Origin of the sequence: Microcoleus sp. B5-D4 (assembly GCF_036705145.1) — a bacterium.
Classification (GTDB): Bacteria; Cyanobacteriota; Cyanobacteriia; order Cyanobacteriales; family Microcoleaceae; genus Microcoleus.
The window spans coordinates 14,313-37,570 of sequence record NZ_JAUBTV010000037.1; the positions used below are offsets into that span (position 1 = coordinate 14,313).

The 23,258-nt window shown below is 45.5% G+C and carries 25 protein-coding genes; 16 read left to right on the forward strand and 9 right to left on the reverse strand.

From position 1 onward, the window contains the following. Positions 1 to 29: 29 nt before the first annotated feature. The 3 genes from QUB10_RS17900 to QUB10_RS17910 all read right to left on the reverse strand — a co-directional run bounded on the left by QUB10_RS17900 (position 30) and on the right by QUB10_RS17910 (position 3,110). Positions 30 to 161, reverse strand: coding sequence for a hypothetical protein (locus QUB10_RS17900; RefSeq protein ID WP_333204162.1), 132 nt, complete (start codon positions 159 to 161; stop codon positions 30 to 32). A 39-nt stretch (positions 162 to 200) separates the two neighbouring features. Next, on the reverse strand, positions 201 to 1,514 hold the full coding sequence (locus QUB10_RS17905; protein ID WP_333204164.1) for a dihydroorotase: 1,314 nt from the start codon (positions 1,512 to 1,514) through the stop codon (positions 201 to 203). Positions 1,515 to 1,748: 234 nt separating this feature from the next. Beyond that, positions 1,749 to 3,110 carry a histidine phosphatase family protein gene (locus tag QUB10_RS17910; protein WP_333204166.1) on the reverse strand — a complete coding sequence of 454 codons (1,362 nt, stop codon included), beginning with the start codon at positions 3,108 to 3,110 and terminating at the stop codon, positions 1,749 to 1,751. A gap of 215 nt (positions 3,111 to 3,325) precedes the next feature. On the opposite strand from QUB10_RS17910, the gene QUB10_RS17915 reads away from it, so the two are divergent. The 7 genes from QUB10_RS17915 (at position 3,326) to QUB10_RS17945 (ending at position 11,543) form a co-directional block, all read left to right on the forward strand. Further along, positions 3,326 to 4,918: a CPBP family glutamic-type intramembrane protease gene (locus QUB10_RS17915; RefSeq protein WP_333204168.1), complete on the forward strand. Its 1,593-nt coding sequence runs from the start codon at positions 3,326 to 3,328 to the stop codon at positions 4,916 to 4,918. Between the two features lie 350 nt (positions 4,919 to 5,268). Next, positions 5,269 to 5,481 carry a hypothetical protein gene (locus QUB10_RS17920; RefSeq protein WP_333204170.1) on the forward strand — a complete coding sequence of 71 codons (213 nt, stop codon included), beginning with the start codon at positions 5,269 to 5,271 and terminating at the stop codon, positions 5,479 to 5,481. Positions 5,482 to 5,577: 96 nt separating this feature from the next. After that, on the forward strand, positions 5,578 to 5,925 hold the full coding sequence (locus QUB10_RS17925; protein ID WP_333204172.1) for an NINE protein: 348 nt from the start codon (positions 5,578 to 5,580) through the stop codon (positions 5,923 to 5,925). 168 nt (positions 5,926 to 6,093) lie between these two features. Next, positions 6,094 to 6,798: a helix-hairpin-helix domain-containing protein gene (locus QUB10_RS17930; protein WP_333204174.1), complete on the forward strand. Its 705-nt coding sequence runs from the start codon at positions 6,094 to 6,096 to the stop codon at positions 6,796 to 6,798. Between the two features lie 136 nt (positions 6,799 to 6,934). After that, positions 6,935 to 7,417: a DUF29 domain-containing protein gene (locus QUB10_RS17935; RefSeq protein ID WP_333204176.1), complete on the forward strand. Its 483-nt coding sequence runs from the start codon at positions 6,935 to 6,937 to the stop codon at positions 7,415 to 7,417. A 293-nt stretch (positions 7,418 to 7,710) separates the two neighbouring features. Beyond that, positions 7,711 to 8,721: a chlorophyll synthase ChlG gene (gene chlG / locus QUB10_RS17940; protein ID WP_333204178.1), complete on the forward strand. Its 1,011-nt coding sequence runs from the start codon at positions 7,711 to 7,713 to the stop codon at positions 8,719 to 8,721. A 239-nt stretch (positions 8,722 to 8,960) separates the two neighbouring features. After that, positions 8,961 to 11,543, forward strand: a complete 2,583-nt coding sequence (locus tag QUB10_RS17945) for a penicillin-binding protein 1A (RefSeq protein WP_333204253.1) — start codon at positions 8,961 to 8,963, stop codon at positions 11,541 to 11,543. 116 nt (positions 11,544 to 11,659) lie between these two features. Here the strand turns inward: QUB10_RS17945 and QUB10_RS17950 are convergent, their stop codons facing one another. The 3 genes from QUB10_RS17950 to QUB10_RS17960 form a co-directional block, all read right to left on the reverse strand. Continuing rightward, the gene (locus tag QUB10_RS17950) at positions 11,660 to 13,000 is read right to left on the reverse strand and encodes a 16S rRNA (cytosine(967)-C(5))-methyltransferase (RefSeq protein ID WP_333204180.1); all 1,341 of its coding nucleotides are present in this window, start codon (positions 12,998 to 13,000) and stop codon (positions 11,660 to 11,662) included. Positions 13,001 to 13,115: 115 nt separating this feature from the next. Beyond that, on the reverse strand, positions 13,116 to 13,832 hold the full coding sequence (locus QUB10_RS17955; RefSeq protein ID WP_333204182.1) for a Uma2 family endonuclease: 717 nt from the start codon (positions 13,830 to 13,832) through the stop codon (positions 13,116 to 13,118). A gap of 166 nt (positions 13,833 to 13,998) precedes the next feature. Further along, the gene (locus tag QUB10_RS17960) at positions 13,999 to 14,208 is read right to left on the reverse strand and encodes a hypothetical protein (protein WP_333204184.1); all 210 of its coding nucleotides are present in this window, start codon (positions 14,206 to 14,208) and stop codon (positions 13,999 to 14,001) included. Between the two features lie 43 nt (positions 14,209 to 14,251). On the opposite strand from QUB10_RS17960, the gene QUB10_RS17965 reads away from it, so the two are divergent. Together QUB10_RS17965 and QUB10_RS17970 are read left to right on the forward strand one after the other, a co-directional pair. After that, positions 14,252 to 14,620, forward strand: a complete 369-nt coding sequence (locus QUB10_RS17965; RefSeq protein WP_333204187.1) for a hypothetical protein — start codon at positions 14,252 to 14,254, stop codon at positions 14,618 to 14,620. A gap of 205 nt (positions 14,621 to 14,825) precedes the next feature. Continuing rightward, a complete protein-coding gene (locus QUB10_RS17970) occupies positions 14,826 to 15,530 on the forward strand; it encodes a hypothetical protein (protein ID WP_333204189.1) in 705 nt (234 codons plus the stop codon). Positions 15,531 to 15,984: 454 nt separating this feature from the next. On the opposite strand, the gene QUB10_RS17975 is transcribed toward QUB10_RS17970, so the two are convergent. Together QUB10_RS17975 and QUB10_RS17980 are read right to left on the reverse strand one after the other, a co-directional pair. Then, complete coding sequence (locus QUB10_RS17975; RefSeq protein ID WP_333204190.1) at positions 15,985 to 16,431, reverse strand: NADAR family protein; 447 nt, start codon at positions 16,429 to 16,431, stop codon at positions 15,985 to 15,987. A gap of 48 nt (positions 16,432 to 16,479) precedes the next feature. After that, positions 16,480 to 17,193, reverse strand: coding sequence for a hypothetical protein (locus QUB10_RS17980; protein WP_333204192.1), 714 nt, complete (start codon positions 17,191 to 17,193; stop codon positions 16,480 to 16,482). A gap of 121 nt (positions 17,194 to 17,314) precedes the next feature. On the opposite strand from QUB10_RS17980, the gene QUB10_RS17985 reads away from it, so the two are divergent. The 5 genes from QUB10_RS17985 to QUB10_RS18005 all read left to right on the forward strand — a co-directional run bounded on the left by QUB10_RS17985 (position 17,315) and on the right by QUB10_RS18005 (position 21,489). After that, complete coding sequence (locus QUB10_RS17985) at positions 17,315 to 18,385, forward strand: dipeptide epimerase (protein ID WP_333204195.1); 1,071 nt, start codon at positions 17,315 to 17,317, stop codon at positions 18,383 to 18,385. A gap of 34 nt (positions 18,386 to 18,419) precedes the next feature. After that, positions 18,420 to 19,220 (forward strand): Uma2 family endonuclease, encoded by an 801-nt coding sequence (locus QUB10_RS17990; RefSeq protein ID WP_333204255.1) that lies wholly within the window; start codon positions 18,420 to 18,422, stop codon positions 19,218 to 19,220. A gap of 80 nt (positions 19,221 to 19,300) precedes the next feature. After that, a complete protein-coding gene (locus QUB10_RS17995) occupies positions 19,301 to 20,350 on the forward strand; it encodes a DUF1611 domain-containing protein (RefSeq protein ID WP_333204197.1) in 1,050 nt (349 codons plus the stop codon). Between the two features lie 36 nt (positions 20,351 to 20,386). After that, positions 20,387 to 21,019 (forward strand): type I restriction enzyme HsdR N-terminal domain-containing protein, encoded by a 633-nt coding sequence (locus QUB10_RS18000; protein WP_333204199.1) that lies wholly within the window; start codon positions 20,387 to 20,389, stop codon positions 21,017 to 21,019. Beyond that, a complete protein-coding gene (locus tag QUB10_RS18005) occupies positions 21,019 to 21,489 on the forward strand; it encodes a GNAT family N-acetyltransferase (RefSeq protein WP_333204202.1) in 471 nt (156 codons plus the stop codon). Before QUB10_RS18000 ends, QUB10_RS18005 begins: the two co-directional genes overlap by 1 nt. A 489-nt stretch (positions 21,490 to 21,978) precedes the next feature. Here QUB10_RS18005 and QUB10_RS18010 read toward each other — a convergent pair whose 3' ends face one another. Continuing rightward, positions 21,979 to 22,152 (reverse strand): hypothetical protein, encoded by a 174-nt coding sequence (locus QUB10_RS18010; protein WP_333204204.1) that lies wholly within the window; start codon positions 22,150 to 22,152, stop codon positions 21,979 to 21,981. 404 nt (positions 22,153 to 22,556) lie between these two features. On the opposite strand from QUB10_RS18010, the gene QUB10_RS18015 reads away from it, so the two are divergent. Both QUB10_RS18015 and QUB10_RS18020 read left to right on the forward strand, forming a co-directional pair. Then, the gene (locus tag QUB10_RS18015) at positions 22,557 to 22,844 is read left to right on the forward strand and encodes an NfeD family protein (protein ID WP_333101688.1); all 288 of its coding nucleotides are present in this window, start codon (positions 22,557 to 22,559) and stop codon (positions 22,842 to 22,844) included. A gap of 94 nt (positions 22,845 to 22,938) precedes the next feature. Next, positions 22,939 to 23,226: an NfeD family protein gene (locus tag QUB10_RS18020; protein WP_333204206.1), complete on the forward strand. Its 288-nt coding sequence runs from the start codon at positions 22,939 to 22,941 to the stop codon at positions 23,224 to 23,226. Positions 23,227 to 23,258: the final 32 nt, after the last annotated feature.

A 23,258-nucleotide genomic window follows, 5' to 3' on the forward strand; every position in this document is an offset into this window, starting at 1 on the left:
TACTTTGAGAAACAGGCAAGATGCCTGTTCTACTTTTGTTCTACTTTGAGAAACAGGCAAGATGCCTGTTCTACTTTTGTTCTACTTTGAGAAACAGGCAAGATGCCTGTTCTACTTTGAGAAACAGGCAAGATGCCTGTTCTACTTTGAGAAACAGGCATCTTGCCTGTTCTACAACAGATGAATTTTAATCGCAAGGGTTAATTAATCCAGGTTTGTACAACTTTTCCTGCTAATTGCTGTCCCAACCAAGGCGTATTTGCCGATCGCGACTTCAGACTTTGCCCGTCAACAGTCCAACTCATTTCCGGGTCGAACAAAATCAGCTCAGCAGAGACTCCTGGTGCAACAGTGGCGGGGGTTTGCCCGATACAAACGGCCGGCCTGGTACTCAACACTCGCCACAGTTCTAAAGCCGAAAAATCGCCAGTTTCTACCAGTCCGTGCCACAGTAAAGGCAAAGCTAATTCCAAGCCGATCGCCCCGGGCGGACTATCAGCAAAAGCCACAGTTTTCTCCTCATAAGTATGCGGCTTGTGGTCGATCGCGATCGCATCAATTACGCCATCTTTCACAGCTTGAATCAGCGCTAATTGGTCGCTGAGATTGCCCAACGGCGGTTCTAGGCGTAAATTCGGATCATAGGGCCACGAAGCAGTCAGAGCATTTTTTCCGCCGGAATCTTGAGAGTTTCCTGAAATTGCCCCGACATTCAACAGCAAGTGCATCCAAGTCACACTCGCAGTCACCGGCAAACCCCGCGCCTTCGCATCTCGAATCAATTCCACGCTGCGCGCTGTAGAAACGCGCATAATGTGTACCGGAGTACCCGCAGATGCCACCAACTCCAGGATTGCCGCCAAAGCCGAAGTTTCCGCACTCGCCGGAATTCCTGGTAAACCCAACCGCACCGACACCGCACCCTCCCGCGCCGCGCCCTTTCCTGCCAAAGTTCGATCGCACGGCCACAAAGCCACCGACTTGCCCAAAGGCTTGATATACTCCAGCAAACGCCTCACCAGAGCCGGATTAGACAGCGGCAAACCGTCCGCAAAACCCACCACTGCACAGGAGGCCAGCTCGCCCAACTCGGCCATCTGCTGACCTTTAACGCCCGCTGTCAGCGCTCCCCAAAAATACAAGCGTGGCAGCCCCGGCGGCAAATTGCGGATATGTTGCTGCAACAAAGCTAAACCAGCCAAATTGTCAACAGGTGGCGAGGTATCCGGCAAAATCGCCACTCGCGTAAAACCGCCAGCCGCGGCAGCCTGCATCAAAGATTCCAGGGTTTCCCGATCCTCAAAACCCGGTTCTCCGCTGTGACTGTACATATCAGTTAACCCCGGCCCCAAAATCAGTCCCTGGCAATCCCGCACTTGGGTGTCAGCGGGAAACTCAGCAATTTTTTCCTCAACTGCTTTGATATTACCTTCGGTAATTAGAATATCAGCGATGCGATCGCTCCCTGAAACTGGATCTAGCACTCGTACATTTTGTAGCAGTTCGCGGCTCATATAGCAGAAGGAAGTTCGGCAACGGATTATGTAACGGATGTAACGGATGTAACGGATGTAAAGGATAGAAAGAAGAAGGAAGAAGGAAGAAGCAATCCAGCGCATTAGTTTCAGGAATTAAGAACTTCCTAAGCGTCGGGCGCGGTTGTTATCAAAATTCAAACTTTTTTCAGGCGCGAACCCGTAGCGGTGGGCGTTCCTTCCGCTACGGGTTCGCGCTCAGCACTTTACTAATTAGAGTGCTCCGGCTGCTGTTTTGTCAAAAACGCCGCCGCTCAAATGAGTTGTGACATTCATCGCTTGTAATACCGGCAAACCATCGGGGCCGTGGGGATAATCAATCACGCTAACGGCTCCGTTTCCTTGTTTGAACTTCCAGAAATGTTCTGGTTCCAAACCGAATAGGTGGCAGAGAATTGCTTTGTTAATGGCATCGTGAGCAACTACAATCCCAGTACCAGAAACAGATTGTACAATTTCGCGCCAAGCTGCGATCGCTCTGTGCCAAACTTGCTGCAAATTCTCTCCTTCGGGCATTTGGACTTTTTCAGGAGATGTTTTCCATTCTTCTAGCAAACCCGGATAGGATTGTTCGATTTCTGATTCAAATTTTCCTTCCCAAAGTCCGTGGCTGATTTCTCTCAAGTCATCACGCAGTTCCAGTTGCAAACCGCCGTGATATTTGAGAATAATTTCCGCTGTTTCTTTGGGGCGTAGCATGGAACTGCTGATCGCAAAATCTAATTTTACATCCTTAAGAAATTCTGCTGCCCGCCGGGATTGTTCGCGGCCGTTATCGTTGAGAGGTACGTCTATTTGCCCCTGAAATTTACCTGCTTTATTCCAGTCGGTTTCGCCGTGACGCACCAGTAACAAGCGGGGGCCTTGGTGTCCGTCCCTCGGTTTGGGAAAAATTTCCCCGGTATGGGAAGTTAAATTCACCGACTCTAATTGAACTGGAGCTTTCTTTTTTGGCTCTGTTTGTACGTCGGTGGTAACAGGGAAAGTTCCAAAATTAATGACGCTAATTCCGCAATTTGACTGTTGAATTGATTGATAGTAATCCGGGGTAATTTCCGAGGCGGTGGCGATGAGAGCGCGGTTGATTCCGTTGTGACCTACTACTAGAATTGTGCCGTCTTGGTGGCGCGATAACAGTTCTTGCCAAAAATGACGGGCGTTAGCAAAAACGGCTAATACGGGAAAGTGTTCGATTTCTCCGTCAGCAGATGGCAGTTTCATGGAAAATTTGTCTGGCTGTTTTTGCCACTGCTGATATGCTTCGGGGAATTTGTCTATAGCATCTTGGCGCAACATTCCTTCCCACAGAGGCAAATCGATTTCCATCAAATTATCAGTTGGCTGAAGTTGTGGCGGATTTGTCAAGCGCGACAGGATGATTTCCGCTGTTTCTTTGGCTCGTTGCAGGGGACTGGTATAGGCGGCATCAAAGGCGATACTGCTGAGTGTGTCGCCTACTTGCTGGGCGGCGCTGCGGCCTGCTTCTGTCAAAATTGATTTATCGAGGCGGCCTTGGATGCGGCGTTCTTGATTGTATGTGCTTTTGCCGTGACGGACTAAGATAATGCGAGTCATTCGATTTTAGATTTTAGATTTTAGATTTTAGATTTAGCCTGTTACCGCGCTTCGGGTGCGGGGTGCACGCCTTACCCAGTCTTCGGGTGCGAGGCGAGTCAAAAAGATGAGCCAGTGAAATTTTACCAGTTGTCGGGATACTCTCGTCTGCAACGACCTATGATTAAAGACGGAAAAGACTTAGCCACGGATTCGCGCGGGACGGAAAAGCAGTAATGACACTGAAGCGGGTTATTTTAGGTATTTTAACGGCGATCGCGATCGCCATGGTCGGTTTATCTTTACTTGCTAGTTGGAATCAGCCGCAAATTCAAAGTCGGCTGGAACTCTACCAGACAAATTTACTGCTGCACGCCTCGGAGTGGCAAGGAGAAAATAATCAGAGTGCTAATTTAAGTTCGGCGCGCAACAATATTGTCGGTGCAGATCCTTTAAATACGGCTTTGACGCAATATCAAGAAGCGCGAGACTCGACTCGCAAAACTCTCGAAACAACTCAAGCACAAGTTAAAGAAATTCAGTCTGCCATCGCCTCTAAGTCTGATGATAATACTCTGAGTTTGGCTCAAAATAAGGCGGCGTCCGAGTCGATAAAGCAACAGTCAGTGCTGCTAAACGAACTTGACTTGCGCTTAGGAATTTTGCAGGCAAGCAGTGGCAAAACTGAGGCGGCGCTTCAAACTTGGAAAAATTTAGTTGAGCGCTACCAAACTAAAATTGATGACGATTCTTCGGTGGAAACTGCTCAAGTTTTAACAGGAATTTGGAGCAATCCGGCTCAACTGCTGCCGGATGCCGAGCCGCGCATTCAAAAGTCTTTGGAGGGCTGGTTTCGCTATCGCGCTCTAGCTCAACTTTACAAGCTGCAAGAACGTTCTAAAGACGTGGTGGCGCTGCAAGCAGCAGAGCAAGCAACGGCAGAGCAAGCTGTAGAAAAGTTGGCAATTATAGTTGGCGTTCCGGCGATCGCACTTTGTATTGGTACGGTTTTGCTGGTTGGTTTGACCGTGCAGTGGTTGTTGCAGCGAAAGCAGTTAGATACAGCAGGTTCCGGCCCTGTGTTGGCGCGAAATGCGAGCTTGACTTGGGATGTGCCTTGGGACGGTGAGATTGTTTGGCAGGTGCTTGTGGTCGGCTTTTTCTTTGTCGGGCAAATCTTGATTCCCTATTTGTTGCTGCCTGTTTCTCTGGCGGTTTTAAAACTCAATCCTGCTACTTTTGACCCGCGCGACAAGGCTTTTTATATCTTTGCTACTTATTTGTTGCTGTCGGCTGGGGGGCTTTCGGTACTGTATTTTTCGGTCAAGTCTTTTTTGCCTTTGCCGGAAGGTTGGTTTCGGATTAATTGGCGGGGAAATTGGTTTTTGTGGGGATTTGGTGGCTATTTTGTTGCTTTGCCTTTGGTAGTTTTGGTGTCGCTGATCAATCAGCAATTCTGGCAGGGACAAGGTGGCAGTAATCCGATTTTGCCGATCGTTCTTGAAGGTAGGGACAACGTGGCTTTGGTGGTGTTTTTCGGCACTGCTGCGATCGCGGCTCCGGTTTTTGAGGAAATCGTGTTTCGAGGCTTTCTGCTGCCTTCTCTGACTCGCTATTTGCCTGTTTGGGGGGCGATCGCTGCTTCTGCTTTCTTGTTTGCTGTGGCTCACTTGAGTGTCTCTGAGATTCTGCCTTTGGCGACTTTGGGTGCGGTTTTGGGCTTTGTGTACACGCGCTCGCGCAATCTCCTGGCTCCTATGCTTCTCCACAGTCTTTGGAACAGCGGTACTCTCCTGAGTCTGTTTCTTTTGGGCGGCGGCGCGAGTTAATTTGGGGGGTTGTTAATAATTGTGAATTAACCTTGTTTTTTTGACAGCGATCGTCAGGGCGATCGACAAGGGCAAAAACAGCAGTAGGCTGCTCGATGCGCCCTAATCTCTAGTTCGGTAAAATAACCGGAACTCCCATAGGGGCGGGTTCAGCTTCATCTGTAATATTAGTCACAGATCCCGATCTACCCGCCCCAGTTCCTTACTTTAGCGGAAAAAGCTGGTTTAAAATGGAAGTAATATCTTGTCGGCTGATGATTGAGAGACTGGCGCGGGCGATCGCACCAAACGGAAGTTGACAATCCGGCTAATTTATAGCTAAATTTTTATTTAGGATGAGGCTTAAACCCATGAGCAATTTGAACAGCCGTAATTTAGAGGGAACGCCGAGTTGGATGCGTTTCGCACCCTACGCAGCCTTGGGCCTTTTAATATTTTCTCTCAATTCAGGCAGCGAACTCAATTATTTCTTGAGAGGCTACTTGGTGATTATACAGGCTCAAGTCGGTATAGTTCTGCTGTATTTTGCGATGTCTAAGTTTCGCAAAAACCCCAATAAATGAGTAAAAATTAGTAAGATTACTTATGTCGATCGTTAAAGGTAGAGATTTAAAGGTCGATCGCGGAACTTAAAATAAAAAAAACAGGGGAAAGTAAAAATGGTAAAAGATAAAACCGTAGCAGTTGTGTTAGCTTTCTTTGTAGGAGGTTTCGGAGTTCACAAATTTTATTTGGGCAATAACTTAGCAGGGGTATTATACTTGCTATTTTCTTGGACATTAATTCCATCAGTGATCGCATTTTTCGATTTTATCGGCCTGCTGCTGATTTCGGAACAAGCTTTTCAGGTTCAGTACAATGGCGGCACGTTGCCGTCGGGGTATGCCCTCAGAGCGGCAAAAGATGTAACCGGGGCGATCGGCGAATTGAAAAAACTTTACGATATGGGCGCAATTACGGCCGAAGAATATGAAGAAAAACGCCAAAAACTGTTGCGAGAATTGTAATTAAGAAGGAAGTTCGGCAACGGATTATGTAACGGATGTAACGGATGTAACGGATGTAACGGATGTCCGTCGGAAGAAGGAAGAAGGAAGAAGAAAGCCCACTATTAAAAAAGTGGGATTGAAATTGAAATAAGTGTGAGAGCACAACTATTTAAGGATAAAATTAAAGTGTCTCAAGATTTATACTGGCTGCGTCAAACTCCAAACTGGGTGTGGTATTCTTTTATTCCCTACTTCGGCGGATTGGCGATCGCCTATGCAGGCCAAAAGTCAAATATTCGCAGTTGGATGGGATGGGGTGTTGCCATTACTTTAGCAGCACTAGCGGTATCTTCTTCAACTAATTTGGGTACGCTCGTGTGGATTGCTCAAATTGTCACTGCTTTTAGTTTGAAAAAGCGCTATCTGATCAAAACCGCACCCAGAGGTTTACTGGTTCCTGCAAGTGCGACGAATGCCGAAGAACTGGCAAACGTGCGCGGCAAAATAGATATTAACGAGTGTACCAAAGACGATATGGTCAGAATCTTGGGTTTGCCGATCGTCTACGCCAACGATATTGAATCTTTGCAAAACGAAGGCTACATTTTTACCCACGCCGAAGAGTTATCAGAAATAGCCGGAGTTCCCGAAAGCCACGTCAGACGCATCGCCCCGATGATTTGCTTCAGCTACAATTATCAAAAAGAATTGCAGTTTACTTGGAAACGGTTAAATATTCTTTCGCCGGAAGAGTTAATCGCCAGCGGTTTAGATAGATATGTTGCGGAAAAAATAGTTAGAGAAAGGCAGAGAAAAGGCGCTTACAAATCAGTTGTCGAAGTCAAGCGGCGGACGGGACTGCCTTTTGATTCCTATCGCCATATTTGTTAATTTACAGTTGTTAAGTAAGTCCAAAACAAAAAAAACAATAATATGCGATCGAACCTTGTAGGGGCGGGTTTGACCAACAATAATTGCCTAAAACCAATCATCTCGTAAACCCGCCCCCGCCCAACTAAAAAGTATTATGACAACAAAATTAGAAGTAGAACGACAAAAATTGTATGATACAGATTACCTGAGATGGATTGAAACCACTGTGGGAAAGTTGCGGGTTCGCGACTTTTCAAACATCGACTGGGAAAATCTGATTGCAGAAATAGAAGACATGGGGCGAAGTGAACGCCGGAGTTTAGAGAGTAATCTGGTGGTAATTCTCCTGCACATGCTCAAGTGGCAATTTCAACCGGATCAAAGAAGCGGTAGTTGGAAAGGCAGCATTGTCGAACATCGCAGACGCATTCGCCAAGCTCTGAAAGATTCCCCCAGTCTCAAACCATATCTTGAAGAGGTACTGGCCCAATGCTATGCGGATGCAGCAGAACAAGCAGGTGCTGAAACTGGATTGCTTGTAGAGACGTTTCCGAAATTATGTATCTACACTGCTGTCGAGGTTCTAGATTCTGAATTTTTGCCAGATTTTCTGCCAGATGAGATGATTCAAGGGTAGTATGGCAAAAAACTCGATCGCCTCCTGGTAATTGACATTAAATGCACCTGCTGGCAAAAATCTCCCCCAGCAGGCGGGCAAGCGCGAAATTATAAAAAAAGTATTTATCCTCTTGACATTTACACAAAATAATGATATTTCAATATATTGTGAAACTCCTACTTTTCCTTAGCATCAACTCCAAGCCGGGGTAAGTTTTCAAGACTCTGCCTTAAATATCAGTGGTATTCTATCAGAATTATTATTGAAACGGAAAACGACACAATAGTAGCAGTACCACTAACATCACACTTATGTCTGACTCTCCTCCATCCCAAATCTCCCCAGAAGCTGCACCGGAAAGTGCTGCTACCGAAAACCGCAGTGCCAAAACTAGGCAACTGTTGGGCATGAAAGGGGCCGCTAGCGGGGAAACTTCCATCTGGAAGATTCGCTTGCAATTGATGAAACCGATTACCTGGATTCCCCTAATTTGGGGCGTGGTGTGCGGGGCGGCTTCTTCTGGAAACTATGTTTGGAACCTAGAGAATGTCTTGATCGCAGCAGCTTGTATGTTGATGTCAGGGCCGTTGTTGGCCGGGTACACTCAAACTTTGAACGATTTTTACGATCGCGACATCGACGCCATTAACGAGCCCTACCGTCCGATTCCCTCCGGTATCATCTCGATTCCCCAAGTAGTAACGCAAATTTTGGTATTATTAGCCGCTGGCATTGGGGTGGCTTATGCTCTAGACTTGTGGGCGGGTCATGAATTCCCGATAATGACTGTTTTGACTCTCGGCGGCGCGTTTCTAGCTTATATCTACTCTGCGCCCCCGCTGAAACTCAAGCAGAATGGCTGGTTGGGAAATTATGCCCTGGGTGCTAGCTACATTGCCCTGCCTTGGTGGGCTGGTCAAGCTTTGTTTGGTACACTAGATCCCACGATTATGATTTTGACGCTGTTTTACAGTTTGGCAGGGCTGGGGATTGCGATCGTCAACGATTTCAAAAGTGTTGAGGGCGATCGGCAATTAGGGTTAAAATCTTTGCCAGTGATGTTTGGCATCAGCACTGCAGCTTGGATTTGCGTGTTGATGATCGACATCTTTCAAGCTGGGATTGCAGGCTACCTGATCAGCATCCACCAAAACCTTTACGCTGTCATTCTGCTGCTGCTGATAATTCCCCAAATTACTTTTCAGGATATGTACTTTTTGCGTAATCCCCTGGAAAATGATGTTAAATATCAGGCCAGTGCTCAGCCTTTCCTGGTTTTGGGTATGCTGGTAGCAGCCTTGGCACTGGGTCATGGGAGTTAAGCAGAGTTTTGAGGTTTGAGTTAAAAAATTTTGAAGTCAAAAAATCTAATTCACTTCTCAAAAAAATACCAAGCTCTGCAGCGTTAAGAAAAGTTTTGAATTTTGAGTTGTGAATTAAAAAGTTTTTAATTCAAAAAATCTAATTCAAGGCAGCGTGTTATTCAAGAAAAAATGTCGAATTAAAAATTAAGAATTGAAGAAGGCTAGCTTTTTTAATTTTTAATTTTTAATCGGACTTGATGAGGTTTGAAGGTCTGATCGTGGCTGAATTTTTCTCAAATATCAAAGATACATTGAGCAAAGTCACTAACGCAATAAGCGGTAATTCCGATCGAGAACCGCCGAAGGCTGCGAAGGGCAATAAGCTCAACTCGCCGGAATCGGAGGCGGAATTTTCTACACGGACAAGAGATGAGCGCTCCGAGTATGTGGTATCAGAAGATGCTGCACCTCTAGAAGAGTCAGAATATTTAGACTCAGAATATTTAGACTCAGAATATTTAGACTCAGAATATTTAGAGCCAGAATACGCTCGATATCCAATAGTCAAGCGCAATTGGGAAGGGTTGAAGCGCTTAATTGCTTGGTTGGAAATTGAACCTCAAGTTACCAGCTTGCAAACCAAGGGAAAAGAATTGTTGCGGCCGGGATTAAGTTTGCTGGGAACTAAATCACCCCAAAAATCCGATAGTAGCGAATTGCCGGAAAATAGCGCATCGCCGAACACCCAACTGCAGATAAATACGGCACTACAGGAAAATAGCGCACCGCAGGAAAATACTAAAAAACGTATCCCCCGCCGTCCTAGATTTTGGATAAGTTTAGGTGTTGCCAGTATAGGCGGGGGCGCTTTAATCTACGGTTTATGGATTTTGTACACCTTAGACAAAGGTTTGCCAGATGTTAACGATTTGTCCGCCTTTAACCGCGACGGGACACTGACAATTAAGGCGGCCGATAATACGATTTTGTTGCAGTCGGGGCCTGCAACTAGAGATAAACTGAAACTTCAAGAAATTCCCGAACTGTTGGTTAAAGCTTTTATTGCCATAGAAGACCGCCGTTTTTATCAACATCGCGGGGTGGATTATCAAGGTATTGTGCGATCGATTGTTTCTAATTTGATAGCGAGAGATTTAGTGCAGGGCGGCAGTACAATTACGCAACAATTGGCTCGCGTTGTTTTTCTGAATCAGGAAAGAAGTATTAGGCGGAAGGTTCGGGAAGCTCTTTTAGCTCAGAAAATAGAGCGGGAGTTGAGTAAAGACCAAGTTTTAGAAAGATATTTAAATCTGGTTTATTTGGGTTCGGATGCCTACGGAGTGGCAGATGCAGCTTTGGTTTTCTTTAGCAAAACAGTCGATAAATTAACTTTGGCAGAGATGGCAACTTTGGCGGGTTTGCCGCCGGCACCGAGCGAATATTCGCCTTTAGTTAATCCTGATATTGCGAAGCAACGCCGCAATCTTGTGCTGCAACAAATGCAGGAAGCGAAGGTAATTACAGAGGCTGAGGCGAAGGAGGCGATGGCGGAACCTATCGCAGTTAAACCAAGTCCGCCGAAGCGATTTAAAGTAGTCGCACCTTATTTTGCTAGTTACATTCGGAAGGAATTGCCGCGCTATGTTTCTGAGGATGCTTTGGAAGCTGGCGGTTTGACTGTCGAGACGACGGTGGATTTGAAGTGGCAGAAAATAGCGGAACAGGTTGTTAAAAATGCGATCGAAGTTGATGGCCGCCGTCAGGGTTTTGAACAGGCGGCTTTAGTTTCTATGGACACTAAGACTGGGGAAGTTAAGGCGCTGGTAGGAGGTGGAAATTTTAAGGAAAGTGAATTTAATCGCGCTACGCAGGCTTTGCGGCAGCCCGGATCGACGTTTAAAGGGTTGGTTTATGCCGCGGCGATGGCGGCGGGTTTTTCTCCCTATGACAGTTACGAAGACGAACCAATTATTATAGACGGCTATCAACCGAATAATTATGGCAAAAAATTTAGCGGTTGGCGATCGATCTCTGATGCTTTGACGAGTTCGGTGAATGTCGTAGCTGTGAAGGTGTTGATGGATGTGGGGTTTGAACCGGCGATCAAAGTAGCCAACGATATGGGAATTAAGTCGAAATTGAGTCCGATTTATTCCCTGGCTTTGGGTTCTTCGGAAGTGAATTTGCTGGAGTTAACCAATGCTTACGGTACTTTAGCCGCGCAAGGGAATTTTATTGAAGCCCACGGAATTAAGCGGGTGATTAATCAGCGGGGAGATGTGATTTATCAGGCTAATTTTAAACCGAAGCGGGTTTTGGATAAGGATAGTGCTGCGATTACTACTTGGATGTTGGAGGGTGTTGTGCAAGACGGTACGGGGGGGCCTGCGGCTTTAAACGATCGCGCTGTAGCAGGCAAAACCGGTACTTCGGAAAATGTCAGGGATTTGTGGTTTATTGGTTACATTCCACAGGTTGTGACTGGGATTTGGCTGGGGAATGATGACAATTATCCGACTTGGGGAACTAGCGGTACGGCGGCCTACAATTGGCGCGATTTTATGAGTCAAGCTGTTAAGGGAATGCCGGTAGAGAAGTTTCCGAAGTTGCCGGAGTTGGAGGGCCGCAAAGGTAGTATTAAGGCGAAACCGGTGGAGCCTAAGAGGATTATTCGGGGGATGATTGTGAATGAGGATGGTGCGATCGTACCTTACAATCCCAATCCTCAACCCCGGTATCGCGAGTGGCAAGAACCGGCTTATCAAGAGCCGGCTTATGAAGAGCCAGCTTATCAAGAGCCGGCTTATGAAGAGCCAGCTTATCAAGAACCGGGATATTAAACGGGTTTTACCAACAATTGCCACCCGTAGGGGCGGGTTTCACCAACAATAATCGCCTAAAACCAATAATCTCATAAACCCGCCCCCACGATAGCCGTAAATCACCATCTACAAATCTAATCTTGCTTTAGTCTCACCATAAAAAAGCCGTCCATGTGATGTCTGTGCGGCCACACTTTCACCCATCCTTCGGGTGATGGCTGTACGGGTAAATCAATGGTTGGCGGTTCTATTTGCCAGTGAGGATTGCTGTCTAAGAACGATCGAATAACTGTTTCATTTTCCAAGGGATGAATTGTGCAAGTTGCATACACTAATACGCCGCCGGACTTGACAAACGTCGCTGCATTTGCTAGCAATTCCGATTGCAGTTGAGATTGTTGTTGAATGTTTTCGGGTGTGTGTCGCCAGCGGGCGTCGGCGCGGCGGTGGAGGGTTCCGAGGCCGGAACAAGGTGCGTCTAGTAAAACTCTGTCTGCGAGGTTAACAAACTCTGGGAAATGGCGGCTGTCTCCGGTATGAATTTTAATGGATTTCATCTGAAGTCTGTCGGCATTTTCTTTAAGTTTTTTGAGTCTGCTGGCGGTTTTGTCGCAGGCATAAATTGTCCCTTCATCCTGCATTAATTCGGCGCTGTGGGTGGTTTTCCCCCCCGGTGCGGCGCAGGCGTCGATGATAGTTTCCCCTGCCTGGGGCCCTAGTAAATGGGTGACTAATTGAGCGCTGCTGTCTTGGATTGTCCACCAACCTTCGCTGTATCCGGGGAGGTTTTGAATGGCGCCGATGCTGCCATTTAGTCTTAATGCTTGGGGCAAGTTGGGGATTCTGCTAGTTGAGATGTTGTGGGTTTTGAAGGCAGCTTCAATTTGGGCGATCGAGCTTTTTAAAGGATTGATTCTCAGGTCAATTGTGGGAGATTGGTTGAACCATTCACAGAGTTGTTCGGTTTCGGTTTCGCCTATTTGTTCGATCCACAATTTCACCAGCCATTCGGGGAAGCTGTGCAGAATTCCTAGGCGTTCAACGGTGGATTTATAATTAGTAACTGTTAATGGGTTTAAGTCGTTATCTGTTAAACGGATGTATTGGCGCAACAAACCGTTAACAAAACTGCTGAGTCCTGAAAATCCGTTTTCTTTTGCTAGTTGAACGGTGGTGTTGACGGCGGCGGAGGGGGGAATCTGGTTGAGATATTCGAGTTGATATAAGCCTAAATGTAGGATGGTGCGAAGTTCGGGTGGTTGTTGGGAGGATTTCTTTGTGGCTAGTTTGTCGATGATGAAGTCGATCGATCGCATTCTCCTGACGCTACCGTAAACTAATTCTGTCACTAAACGCCGATCGAGGTCGTTGAGTTGAGAATTGCTGAAAGCGCGATCGAGTGCGGCATCTGCGAATGCACCGCGGCGGTGGACTTCGCGGAGTGCGAGAAAGGCTATTTGGCGGGGATTTTGCATAATTAAGATATGGGGGTCTAGAAACCGGGTTTTTTACGATAAGATGCGTTACAGCCCGCAGATTTGGTGAAAAACCCATTTTCCGATCGCCCGTGATTCGAGGACTATTATAATCTCAAATGTCCTCTGGATTTATGCCCATTTCTCGGAGTTTTTCTGAAAGGCGATCGGCTTTTTGCTGTGCTAACTCTTTATCTTGCCGTTCTTGTTCCATTTGTTGCTGTGTTAGTTCCATTTGTCGCTGTGCTGATTCCTGTTGTCTTGACAACTCCACATAAGACAAAAACTTCTGTCCATCAGGCCGATAAATTTCCAAGTCTCCCGATGCAGTTTGAAAACGGATCTGCAAACGCGGACTCACCCAACCATCCATTAATTCAATATAGTTGAGTTTTCCATCAGAACGCAGCCAACCAATTAATTCATTATCCTCTGGACTGTAGACATAATATTCTTCGACTCCATAATCCTGGTAGAAATTAAACAGCTTAAACAGTGCTCCGATTCGATTTCCAGGCGAGAGGATTTCAAAGACAACTTGCGGGGCGATATTATCTTCAAGCCACTGTTGGTAGGAACCTCTGTAACCTTTCGGTCTGCCAAACACTACCATCGTATCAGGTGCTTGGCGAGTTTTGTTATCTCCTTCGACGGGATACCACAGCAAATCACCGGCTACAAAGACATTTTCGTTGTCTTTGTATAAGGCATCTATTCCACCTTGAATGGTGACAATTAGTTCAAACTGTTTGGTATTGTCTGACATGGGTTTGCCGTCGCTGTCTGGGTAGATGATTTCTGCTGAGGTTTTAGTTGGAATTGTTGCGGTCATGGGGATGAGTCCTTTGCTAGTATCATCAATTTCTATTTTATACCTATTTTATAGGACTTACGCACGGGGCCCAGAAACCGGGTTTTTTTACGAAAAGACGCGTTCGTACTCGAAGATTAGGTAAAAAACCCGGTTTCTTTGTGGGAGTGCGTAAGTCCTGTTTTACTTATTCTGTTTTGGTTGACACTAATGGTTCTAATAAATTGCGTTCTTCTATGGGAAGCTCTAGCAAAACTCGTCTGTCGCCCTTTGTTTTCTTATAGCGGACAGCCGCATTCAGCAGGCGGATGGGAATTTGGAATTGTTCGTAAGTAGCTTGGGGACGCCGATCGCATAATAGGCTACTCTGTTCACTCCGAAAACGCAGAGGCTTCAATCAGCTACCGATCCATGCAGGTCTATTAGTAGGAGAATAAACAATGAAATTCAGGGTGGAAAATTTTAACGGAAGACTGATCGCTATTTTTGATCGAGAATTACCCCCTCGGAGCTATCTCCTAGCAGCTTTTCTTGAAGAAGCTCGGTCTACGAAAGGACAAATATACCTAGAAATTATTGATAAAATTGAATGTAGCAAAAATCTGAGGGATGTAAAAGTAACTGCATTGACTGGCAATTGTATAGATGCTGAACTTTATACCGACCGTATTGTAATTACAGAACTATGGCCCACAGGTGAAGAAGATGCAGAACCAGAAAGCACGGAGATCCTTTTGACAGAAGCAAAAAGGCTACTGCTGGAGTGGCAATCAATTTTGAATCTGTGGTGTGAACAGCAGGCCCAATAAATAATTAATCAGCAGATTAACTGGTTCCCAGGCTCTGCCAGGGCACCGATATCACTCTTGCTCTGCCTCGCAAGTCTTAGACTAGGGGGAGGCAGAGCCTCCAAATCTACCTCCCCAGGCTGAGCCGGGGAACAAGAAAAAATATAAAAAATATTCTTTAAGACTTGTTACAATACACAAAACTTCATACTTTCCCCAACACTGGATGACCTTTTTCAACGCCTCCGAACCCCTAATCCGCTGCAAACAGGAACATCTCGACGTACAAGACCTCGAAGGCCTGTTGCAAATCCGCTGGCAAATTGGAAATATTACTCTTTTCTCAGGATTTTATACCCGCATCGACCAAACTTTTCTGCTTTGGGGTTTGGTGACAGGGGGGATTTTTTTTACGGCTCAGTTTTTCCCTATCAGTTGGAGCTTTCAGGCGATTCTGTGGTCAACTTTGACTTTAATTGGCACTGGGGTAATGGCTGTTTTGACTTTGTTTTGGGTAAGAGTCGAGCGAGTTAGCTGGATTCTTTACTCTTGGGCGATTTTGATGATAAGTGGTTTGGTTCTGACCGATTGCAGTATTTTTGCCGGTTGGGGAGGTTTGTTGCTGCACCTTTGCGATTTGTGGTTGGGGTTGAGCGCGATCGGCTATTTGTTGACGGGACTCGGTTTGCGATCGCGCACTTTTCTCCTGATGGGACTAACTCATTTATTTAGCATACCTCTATTAAGTTTTGTTGCACCTTGGCAATATCTAACCACAGGAATAATTATGGCTGGCTGTTTGTTGTTATTGTCCGAATTGCAGTGGGATATGCGATCGCCGATCGACAATAGTTTGCTAAGCGCAGAACAGAAAGAATTTAATAGAATTCAACAGCAACTGCGACAGAGTGGCGCGATGGTATCCAAATAAATCACAAATGTAAAGAATTCTGTAGCACTGCTGACACTTTCCACAAATCGTACACAATAGTAAAGATACAGCATCAATAAAAAACCAACTTTAACCAGAACAGGTGTTTTGCTGTTTTACCTGTGAATCGCCAACTTTAGGGGAACGGTGTCCGGGAGGCGACGGGCTAACAATGCTGTACTTGCGACGAGAAAAGTTAATTCCGGTTGAGAGTAGTTGTTAAAACAAAAAAAGTGGTGCAGGGTTTTTACCGTTTCCCCTGCTTCGCAGTCTCTGAGGAGAGGCTAAACCCTCTACTAGAACAGCCCGACGAGATTGACACAAGTTTTGACAGTTGCTCATGCCGATTTTTAAGTTCAGTGTTTAAGAAAATTGAGGAAATGCTCGCTGAGGAGCATTGCAGGACTTAGGATTAAATAAGTCCTGCTTTATCCTGGAAAATTTAAGTTCTGTTTTACTCTGACGTGCGTTTTCGCAATATCTCCCTTACTTCCATTAAAATCTGGCCCAACATATTTTTGCCGCTGCCATCTTTACCGCAACCCCAATAGTAATCAACAGGGGAATTTTCCACTATTTCCTCATCCGCTGTAGCGAGTAAAATTTCTCTAATTTCGGCATGAGTTTCAAATTTTCGGAGTACGGCTTTTCTCATGATATCATCTTTTACTTTTTCCCAATCTTTGCGGAGGGGACGAGAGCGATCGCGTCCCATTTTTGCGGCATCTTTCGGCGTTTTTGCTTGGCGAATTTGGTCGCAGTGAGCCGTTTTGGGAAACTTTTGTGCTTGAAAATAATGTTCGGTAGTTGACCAATATTCTCCGTCTAACTCGAATCCATGACTGGAAAAATTAGAAAAACAGCCGTATTCGCTGGCAGTGGTGTAGAAGTAGATAGCCATAAAGTCTGCGATTTCAATTTCGTTAATAATCTTGGTTAATCGTCAGTTTTACCTCTCTGAATTATCCAATATCTTCAACCGCACATCAATATCTTCAAGATGGGAACCGATGTAAGACAGCAGGGCGTAGATGAATACGATCACCCCTACCATTTCCAAAATTTCCTCAACACAAACCATCAAACCGTATATCAAGTTTCGTTTAGTTACCGCATCTGCATAATAGCCAGTAACCATTTCCATGCCAAGTGCTCCACCCACATATATACTGCCTGCTAGTAAGAAAAAGTCCCTTGTTTTCCGGGGTAGGTGCCGGAGAAACTTCAGATAAGCCAGCGCAGTAACCCCAACAAAAATCGCCCCCGGAATTACCCAAATGAAGTAAAAAAATCCCCCTAAATTCAGTGCCTTTCGCAAGTCGTTAATAATTAATATTTCGTGCAGACTCAATATTTCATCTAAAGAAAAAAATACAAACATCAACGCCAGCGCTTTCCAGTGTCCAAAATACCGATCGCCCTGCTTCTTCTTAGCACTAGCAATAATACCTAGCAAAATCGCGCAAAACAGCAAAGTAAAGGACGAGTACCACGAAGGATAATTTATTTCTTGGTCTAAGTTAAACAAACTAATCCAGCGTTCTTTATAGTTAAAACCGTACCGCAGAACTTGTACGATGCAACCAGCAACAGCAAAGAAGAGCACCCAAATGCTGAGAGAGAAGGCAACTCTCTTCGGCGAAACAGAAATAAGGAATTTCATCAAGTTTTTGATAAACTAGAACAAGCAAAATCAAACTATAAAGTAAAAAGTTACAAATCGCAAGAGCGGCACAATCCGCCACCTCGGATTTTTATTTAGAAAAAATTACCAATCACTGACAATGCACGTTCAAATTGAAACTTTCACTGTCCGCAAGCGGTTTGCGCTTACCATCAGCCGCGGTACAACAGCCCAAAGTACGAATTTATGGGTAAAATTAGCACACGAAGGCATCGAAGGTTGGGGAGAAGCATCGCCCTTTTCCACAGGTTCTCGGCCCCAAACTACCGAAATGCTGTTAGCTGCATTGCAAGAAGTTGCACCGCTGCTAGAAAAGTTTACTTTGTTCGATCGCCAAAAAATCGAACAAGTATTAACAGAGGTCAACTTACCCTCATCCGCCCGCGCCGGCATCGACATGGCAATGCACGACTGGCTGGGCAAAAAAGCAGGCTTGCCACTGTGGAAAATGTGGGGATTAGATCGATCGCGCATCGTCCCCACCTCCGTCACAATCGGCATTAATTCCCCCTCTGGTGCAATAGAAAGAGTGCGCGATTGGTTTGGCAAAGCTCCAGCAGGTCTCAAATACCGCGCCGTTAAGGTTAAATTAGGAAATCCCGCAGGAATCGAAGCCGACAAAGCTATGTTAATAGCAGTGCTAGATGAAGCACCAGCTAACCTTAAAATTAGTGTTGATGCTAACGGCGGTTGGAGTTTGACCAGCGCGATCGAAATGTGTCGCTGGCTGGAAAAATACAATATAAATTATGTCGAACAGCCGCTTTCACCCCTCGCAGATATGGATGAATTCTCAGAACTGTACCGTCAATCGCCCCTGCCAATTTTTGCTGATGAAAGTTGCTTTAATAGTTCCGATATACCCAAGTTAGCGCACTGCGTCCACGGCATCAATATCAAAATGATGAAGTCAGGCGGATTGACGGAAGCAATGCGGATGATTCACACCGCAAAAGCCTACAAGTTGCAAGTAATGTTCGGCTGCTATTCTGATAGCGCGATCGCAAATACAGCAGCCGCACAACTTTCACCGCTAGCTGACTATTTGGATTTGGACAGTCACTTAAATTTATTAGACGATCCTTTCACCGGTGCGATCGTCGAAAATGGGTGTTTGCTGCCAAACGGGCGATCGGGATTGGGAGTGCGGCGAATTGAGATTGTAGAATAGAAGTATCGCTCAAAACACATCTGGAGATACTATGATGCCAGTGGAATCAATAGGAGAGCAAATTGATAGAGAAGCCAAGCTTTTCTTTGAAGAACACAAGCCGCCGACTGATTTAATTTTTGATGATGGTGCAGAAATGGAAAGCAACCGCCACCGTATAGCAATGACCGTTTTAATCCGTTCCGTAGAACAAGGTTTAGCTAACCGAAACGATTTTTTTGTCGGTGGCAATATGTTTATTTATTACAGCGCTAAACAGATTCGGAATCAGGATTTCCGAGGCCCGGATTTTTTCGCTGTGTTGGGTGTTGACAGCAATCCTTCCCGACAAGGCTGGGTAGTTTGGGAAGAAAACGGACGTTACCCGGATGTCATTGTGGAACTGCTGTCGCCGTCAACGGCAAATCAGGATACAGGCAAAAAAAAGGATATTTACGAGCAGGTTTTTAGAACTCCTGATTACTTTGTTTTCGATCCTTTCGAGCCGAATTCTTTGCAAGGATGGCGTTTAGATGCCAACCTGCGCTATCAGCCGTTAGTGGCCAACGAGCGGGGTTGGCTGTGGTGCGAAACCTTAGGCTTTTGGTTGGGCACTTGGGAAGGAATTGTCGATCGAGAAACAGCAACTTGGGTGCGTTTTTTCGACGAATCTGGCAATTTAGTTTTGTTGCCGGAGGAAGCCGCTCAACAACAAGCCGAAGCCGCTCAACAACAAGCGGAAGCCGCTCAACAGCAAGCCGAACAGGAACGCCAGCGAGCCTCGCGACTAGAGGCCAGATTGCGAGAATTGGGAGAAGATCCGAATGATCTTACCATGAACCCAAATCACAGCTAACACCCAATCGATTTTAGATTTTAGATTTTAGATTTTAGATTGAAGCTAAAATCTAAAATCGCCGTCTCAAAAGTGAACCAATGACTAAAAACTATCCGATCAAAAATGGTAAAGTTGCTATCCTGCTGCACGAGGGAATTCTCGGTTCTTCCGGCAAAACAGGCTTAGCTTTTTTACGCTACAGCGAAGCACAAATTGTAGCAGTAATAGACCGCAAATGTGCCGGAAAATCTTTACCTGAATTAACGGGAATTCCTCAACAAGTACCGATAGTTGCTTCCGTTGCAGCAGCACTGCAATTTGCGCCGGATATTCTGCTAATTGGCATCGCTCCTTCCGGCGGTGTTTTGCCTGCGGAATGGCTGCCAGAAATTAATCAAGCGGTAGCAGCGGGTTTGTCAGTTGTCAACGGTTTGCACGCGAAACTTGCACCTTTGATAACAGTTCCGTTAACCGAAAATCAATGGATTTGGGACGTGCGTCAGGAACCGAAATCTGTCGGTGCGATCGCCTCTGCTGCTGCGGCTAAATTAAGTTGTCGCCGCGTGTTAACTGTGGGTACAGATATGAGCGTTGGCAAAATGTCAACCAGTCTGGAACTTAATCGCACTTGCTTGCGGCGAGGTTTGCGTTCCAAATTTTTAGCAACGGGACAAACGGGTTTAATGATTGGAAATGAAGGCATTCCTTTGGATGCAGTGCGAGTTGATTTCGCCGCTGGTGCTGTCGAAGAAATGGCGATAAAATTAGGTTCTGAATGCGAGATTCTGCACGTAGAAGGGCAAGGTTCGCTATTGCATCCGGGTTCGACGGCGACTCTGCCGCTGTTGCGGGGTTCGCAGCCAACTCACTTAATTTTAGCGCACAGAGCCGGACAAACTAGCATTCGCAATCACCCGCACGTATCGATTCCCAGGTTATCAAAAGTAATTGAATTGTACGAAATGGTAGCCGCTGCTGCGGGTGCTTTTGCAGGGGGAAAAGTGAGCGCGATCGCCCTCAACACTCATCACTTCAATGAGGCTGATGCGCTGTTAGCAATAGCTGAAGTTCAAGCAGAAACGGGATTGCCTTGTACCGATCCGGTAAGGTTTGGCGCGGAGGTTTTGTGGGAGGCGATCGACAATTAGTATGCTACAATAAATTTCAATTGAAGATGCAAAGCCATGACACAATCAATTCAAGCAAAAACACTGACTCTGCACGATGTCAAAACAAAATTTAACTTCCAACTTTGTGAAGACGAGCAATTCTTCCGGGAGTGGATTGACGATTTACCAGAAATTACTAATGAAGAAAAGCGATATCTAGACAAAGTAAAGGCTGGCTATACTAACAGTGCCGAGTACCCAATGATAGAAGATACCGTAAAAATGGTGGTACTGGCTCCCTTGCTATTTTTAGCAGGTTTATTCTTGACTCCCTTTCACATAGAGTCAGAAAAATCGGTGGAACTGGTTACAGTGGATGAAGATATACTTGTCAGAGGAAGCATTGATATTCTGCTTTTAATTGAATCTTTTTGGGTTGTGGCGATCGAAGCCAAGCGAGCTCAATACTCTCTTGATGCGGGACTTCCACAGCTACTCTTTTATATGCTGAATGACCCGAATTCAGAAAGACCATCATTTGGACTTCTGAGTAATGGCAGTAGTTTCCGATTCATCAAAGTGACTAAACAAGGTACACCCCATTATGCTTTGTCTAAGCTTTTTGATATTTGGAGCCCGGACAACGAACTTTACGAAGTTTTTCGCATATTTAAACGAATCGCTGCTGTAGTTTCCAACTATAACTAATGACTGAAATTTCTGTTTCCTTACCCCCAGAATGCGTTCTACGCCAAGCCTCAGCTCAAGATATCAAATCAATTAGAAGGTTAGTGTGGAGCGCCAAACTCGATCCAACTCAGTTGCGCTGGGAGCAATTCTGGGTCATCGAATGCGGTGGGAAATTGGCAGCTTGCGGACAGTTGCGGAACTTTGCGGGCGCGCAAGAATTGGGCAGTTTGGTGGTGGCGAAAGAATGGCGCGATCGAGGTTTGGGAAGATACCTCACAAAATATTTAATTCAACAAGCTACAGAACCGCTATATTTAGAATGTTTGGGAAAGCGACTCGCATCATTTTATACTCGCTTTGGATTCGTAGAAGTTTCCGTACAAGAATTGCCGCAGTCGCTTAAATTCAAGTTCGGTTTGTCTCAATTAGCTAAAACTTTATTCAAAATTCCTGTAACAATTATGCAGTATCAAGCAGGTTTTCTATAATTATGACTTTTATGAATTTAAGATTCTGAATTTATGAATGGATTTTAAGTTCGACCTGTTCAATAATTGGATAACAGGGTGCGATCGAGCTACACCGAGCGAAAACTCCTACCGCGTCGCGATATCTGCGTCAGTCTCGATCGCCTATTGTCTATGCCTAAATAGGTAGGTAAAAACTCACATCTTGCACTATTCTCAGGAACAGGCAAGATGCCTGTTCCACAAAGAGTGAATTTTCTTGTGGAACAGGCATCTTGCCTGTTCATAAAAAGCTTATAGAAAATGGTGCAACATCTGAGTACAAATCAACCTCGCATGGGGAGGGCGGGTGAGTGCCCTAGTAAAGTGGTTTAGATCATAGATCCGGGCGCTTACGGGCCCCTAATGGCGCACAGGGTGTCAGAAACCGGGTTTTTAGGGGTTTGGTGCCAAAGTCACCGACTAGATATGTATGGATATTCCGGATTGGGCGATGGAGACGGCGTAAGTTCATAATTCACCGTTCGCGGTAGTCCAGTTGGCTAAATTGGCACAGCTACAAGCCTGATAGCTAGGCACAAACCGTTGCAAAATCGTTGTTTGCAGGTTGGCAAGTGTCATGTGCCAGTACCAGACTCGGAAAGTGGACTGGCGATCGCCCCAAAGATATTCGACTCCTGGCACATTAGTAAGTGTAAAGCAAGTGAGTCACAACCCAATCAAAAAATTCAACCCACAAGTTAAACCCAAAAATAAAACATTTTCACAGCAGCAGTAATGCGGAATCAGACAATCTCTAATGTAGCTAACCACATCTACCCTTAAGGTAAATCCCACCAACTACTCAACCATTAAATCCTTAATTCAATACCTCGTAATTAATGGATTTTGACTCCCCGCAACCGCTTCTCAAATCCCCTCAACATTTCAAAAATTCTTAGCTTTTATCCTGATAAAAGCACGGAAGGCAAGAACAATGAAATATCAAGGCAATCAGTCAATCTTAACCGAGGAAATGCAGCCTCTCAAATAGCATAAACAGACAATTACACATCCCCATATATTTTAACACCACAGGAGTAAATATCATGTTCAACGTAGTAAAAGCTTTCGGCTCGATTTTCTCTACCCAAGGATACAGCACAGCTAACAATATGCTCATCAAAAATTACGTCAACACCAATTTTAACTATTTCAACGAAGAAGCAGTCGTCGATGAATCGATTTACCCGAATCAAACAGGTCGCGTCCGCTTCCAAGGTAGCTGGTGGCCCGCACGGTGCGATCGCCAAATCACCCTCACACCCGGAGACACGGTTTATGTCATCGGCGTTGACAACATCACTCTGTTAGTTTCCCTCGCTCCCGCAGACTAAATCAGAGATTGAACAACCAGGAAATGCAACCTTTCAAATAGCATCAATAGGCGATTAAACTTCCATATATTTTAACACAAAAGGAGTCAACAAAATGTTTAACGTAGTAAAAGCTTTCGGTTCTATTTTTTCTCTTCACACCTACAGCCCAGAAAAGAATATCTTAATGGATAACTACATCAACACCAATTTTAACTACTTCAACGAAGAAGCAGTCGTCGATGAATCGATTTACCCGAATCAAACAGGTCGCGTCCGCTTCCAAGGTAGCTGGTGGCCCGCACGGTGCGATCGCCAAATCACTCTCACACCGGGAGACACGGTTTATGTCATCGGCGTTGACAACATCACTCTGTTAGTTTCCCTCGCTCCTGCAGACTAAACTAGAAAGTAATCTCAACTTTTTCACTGTCT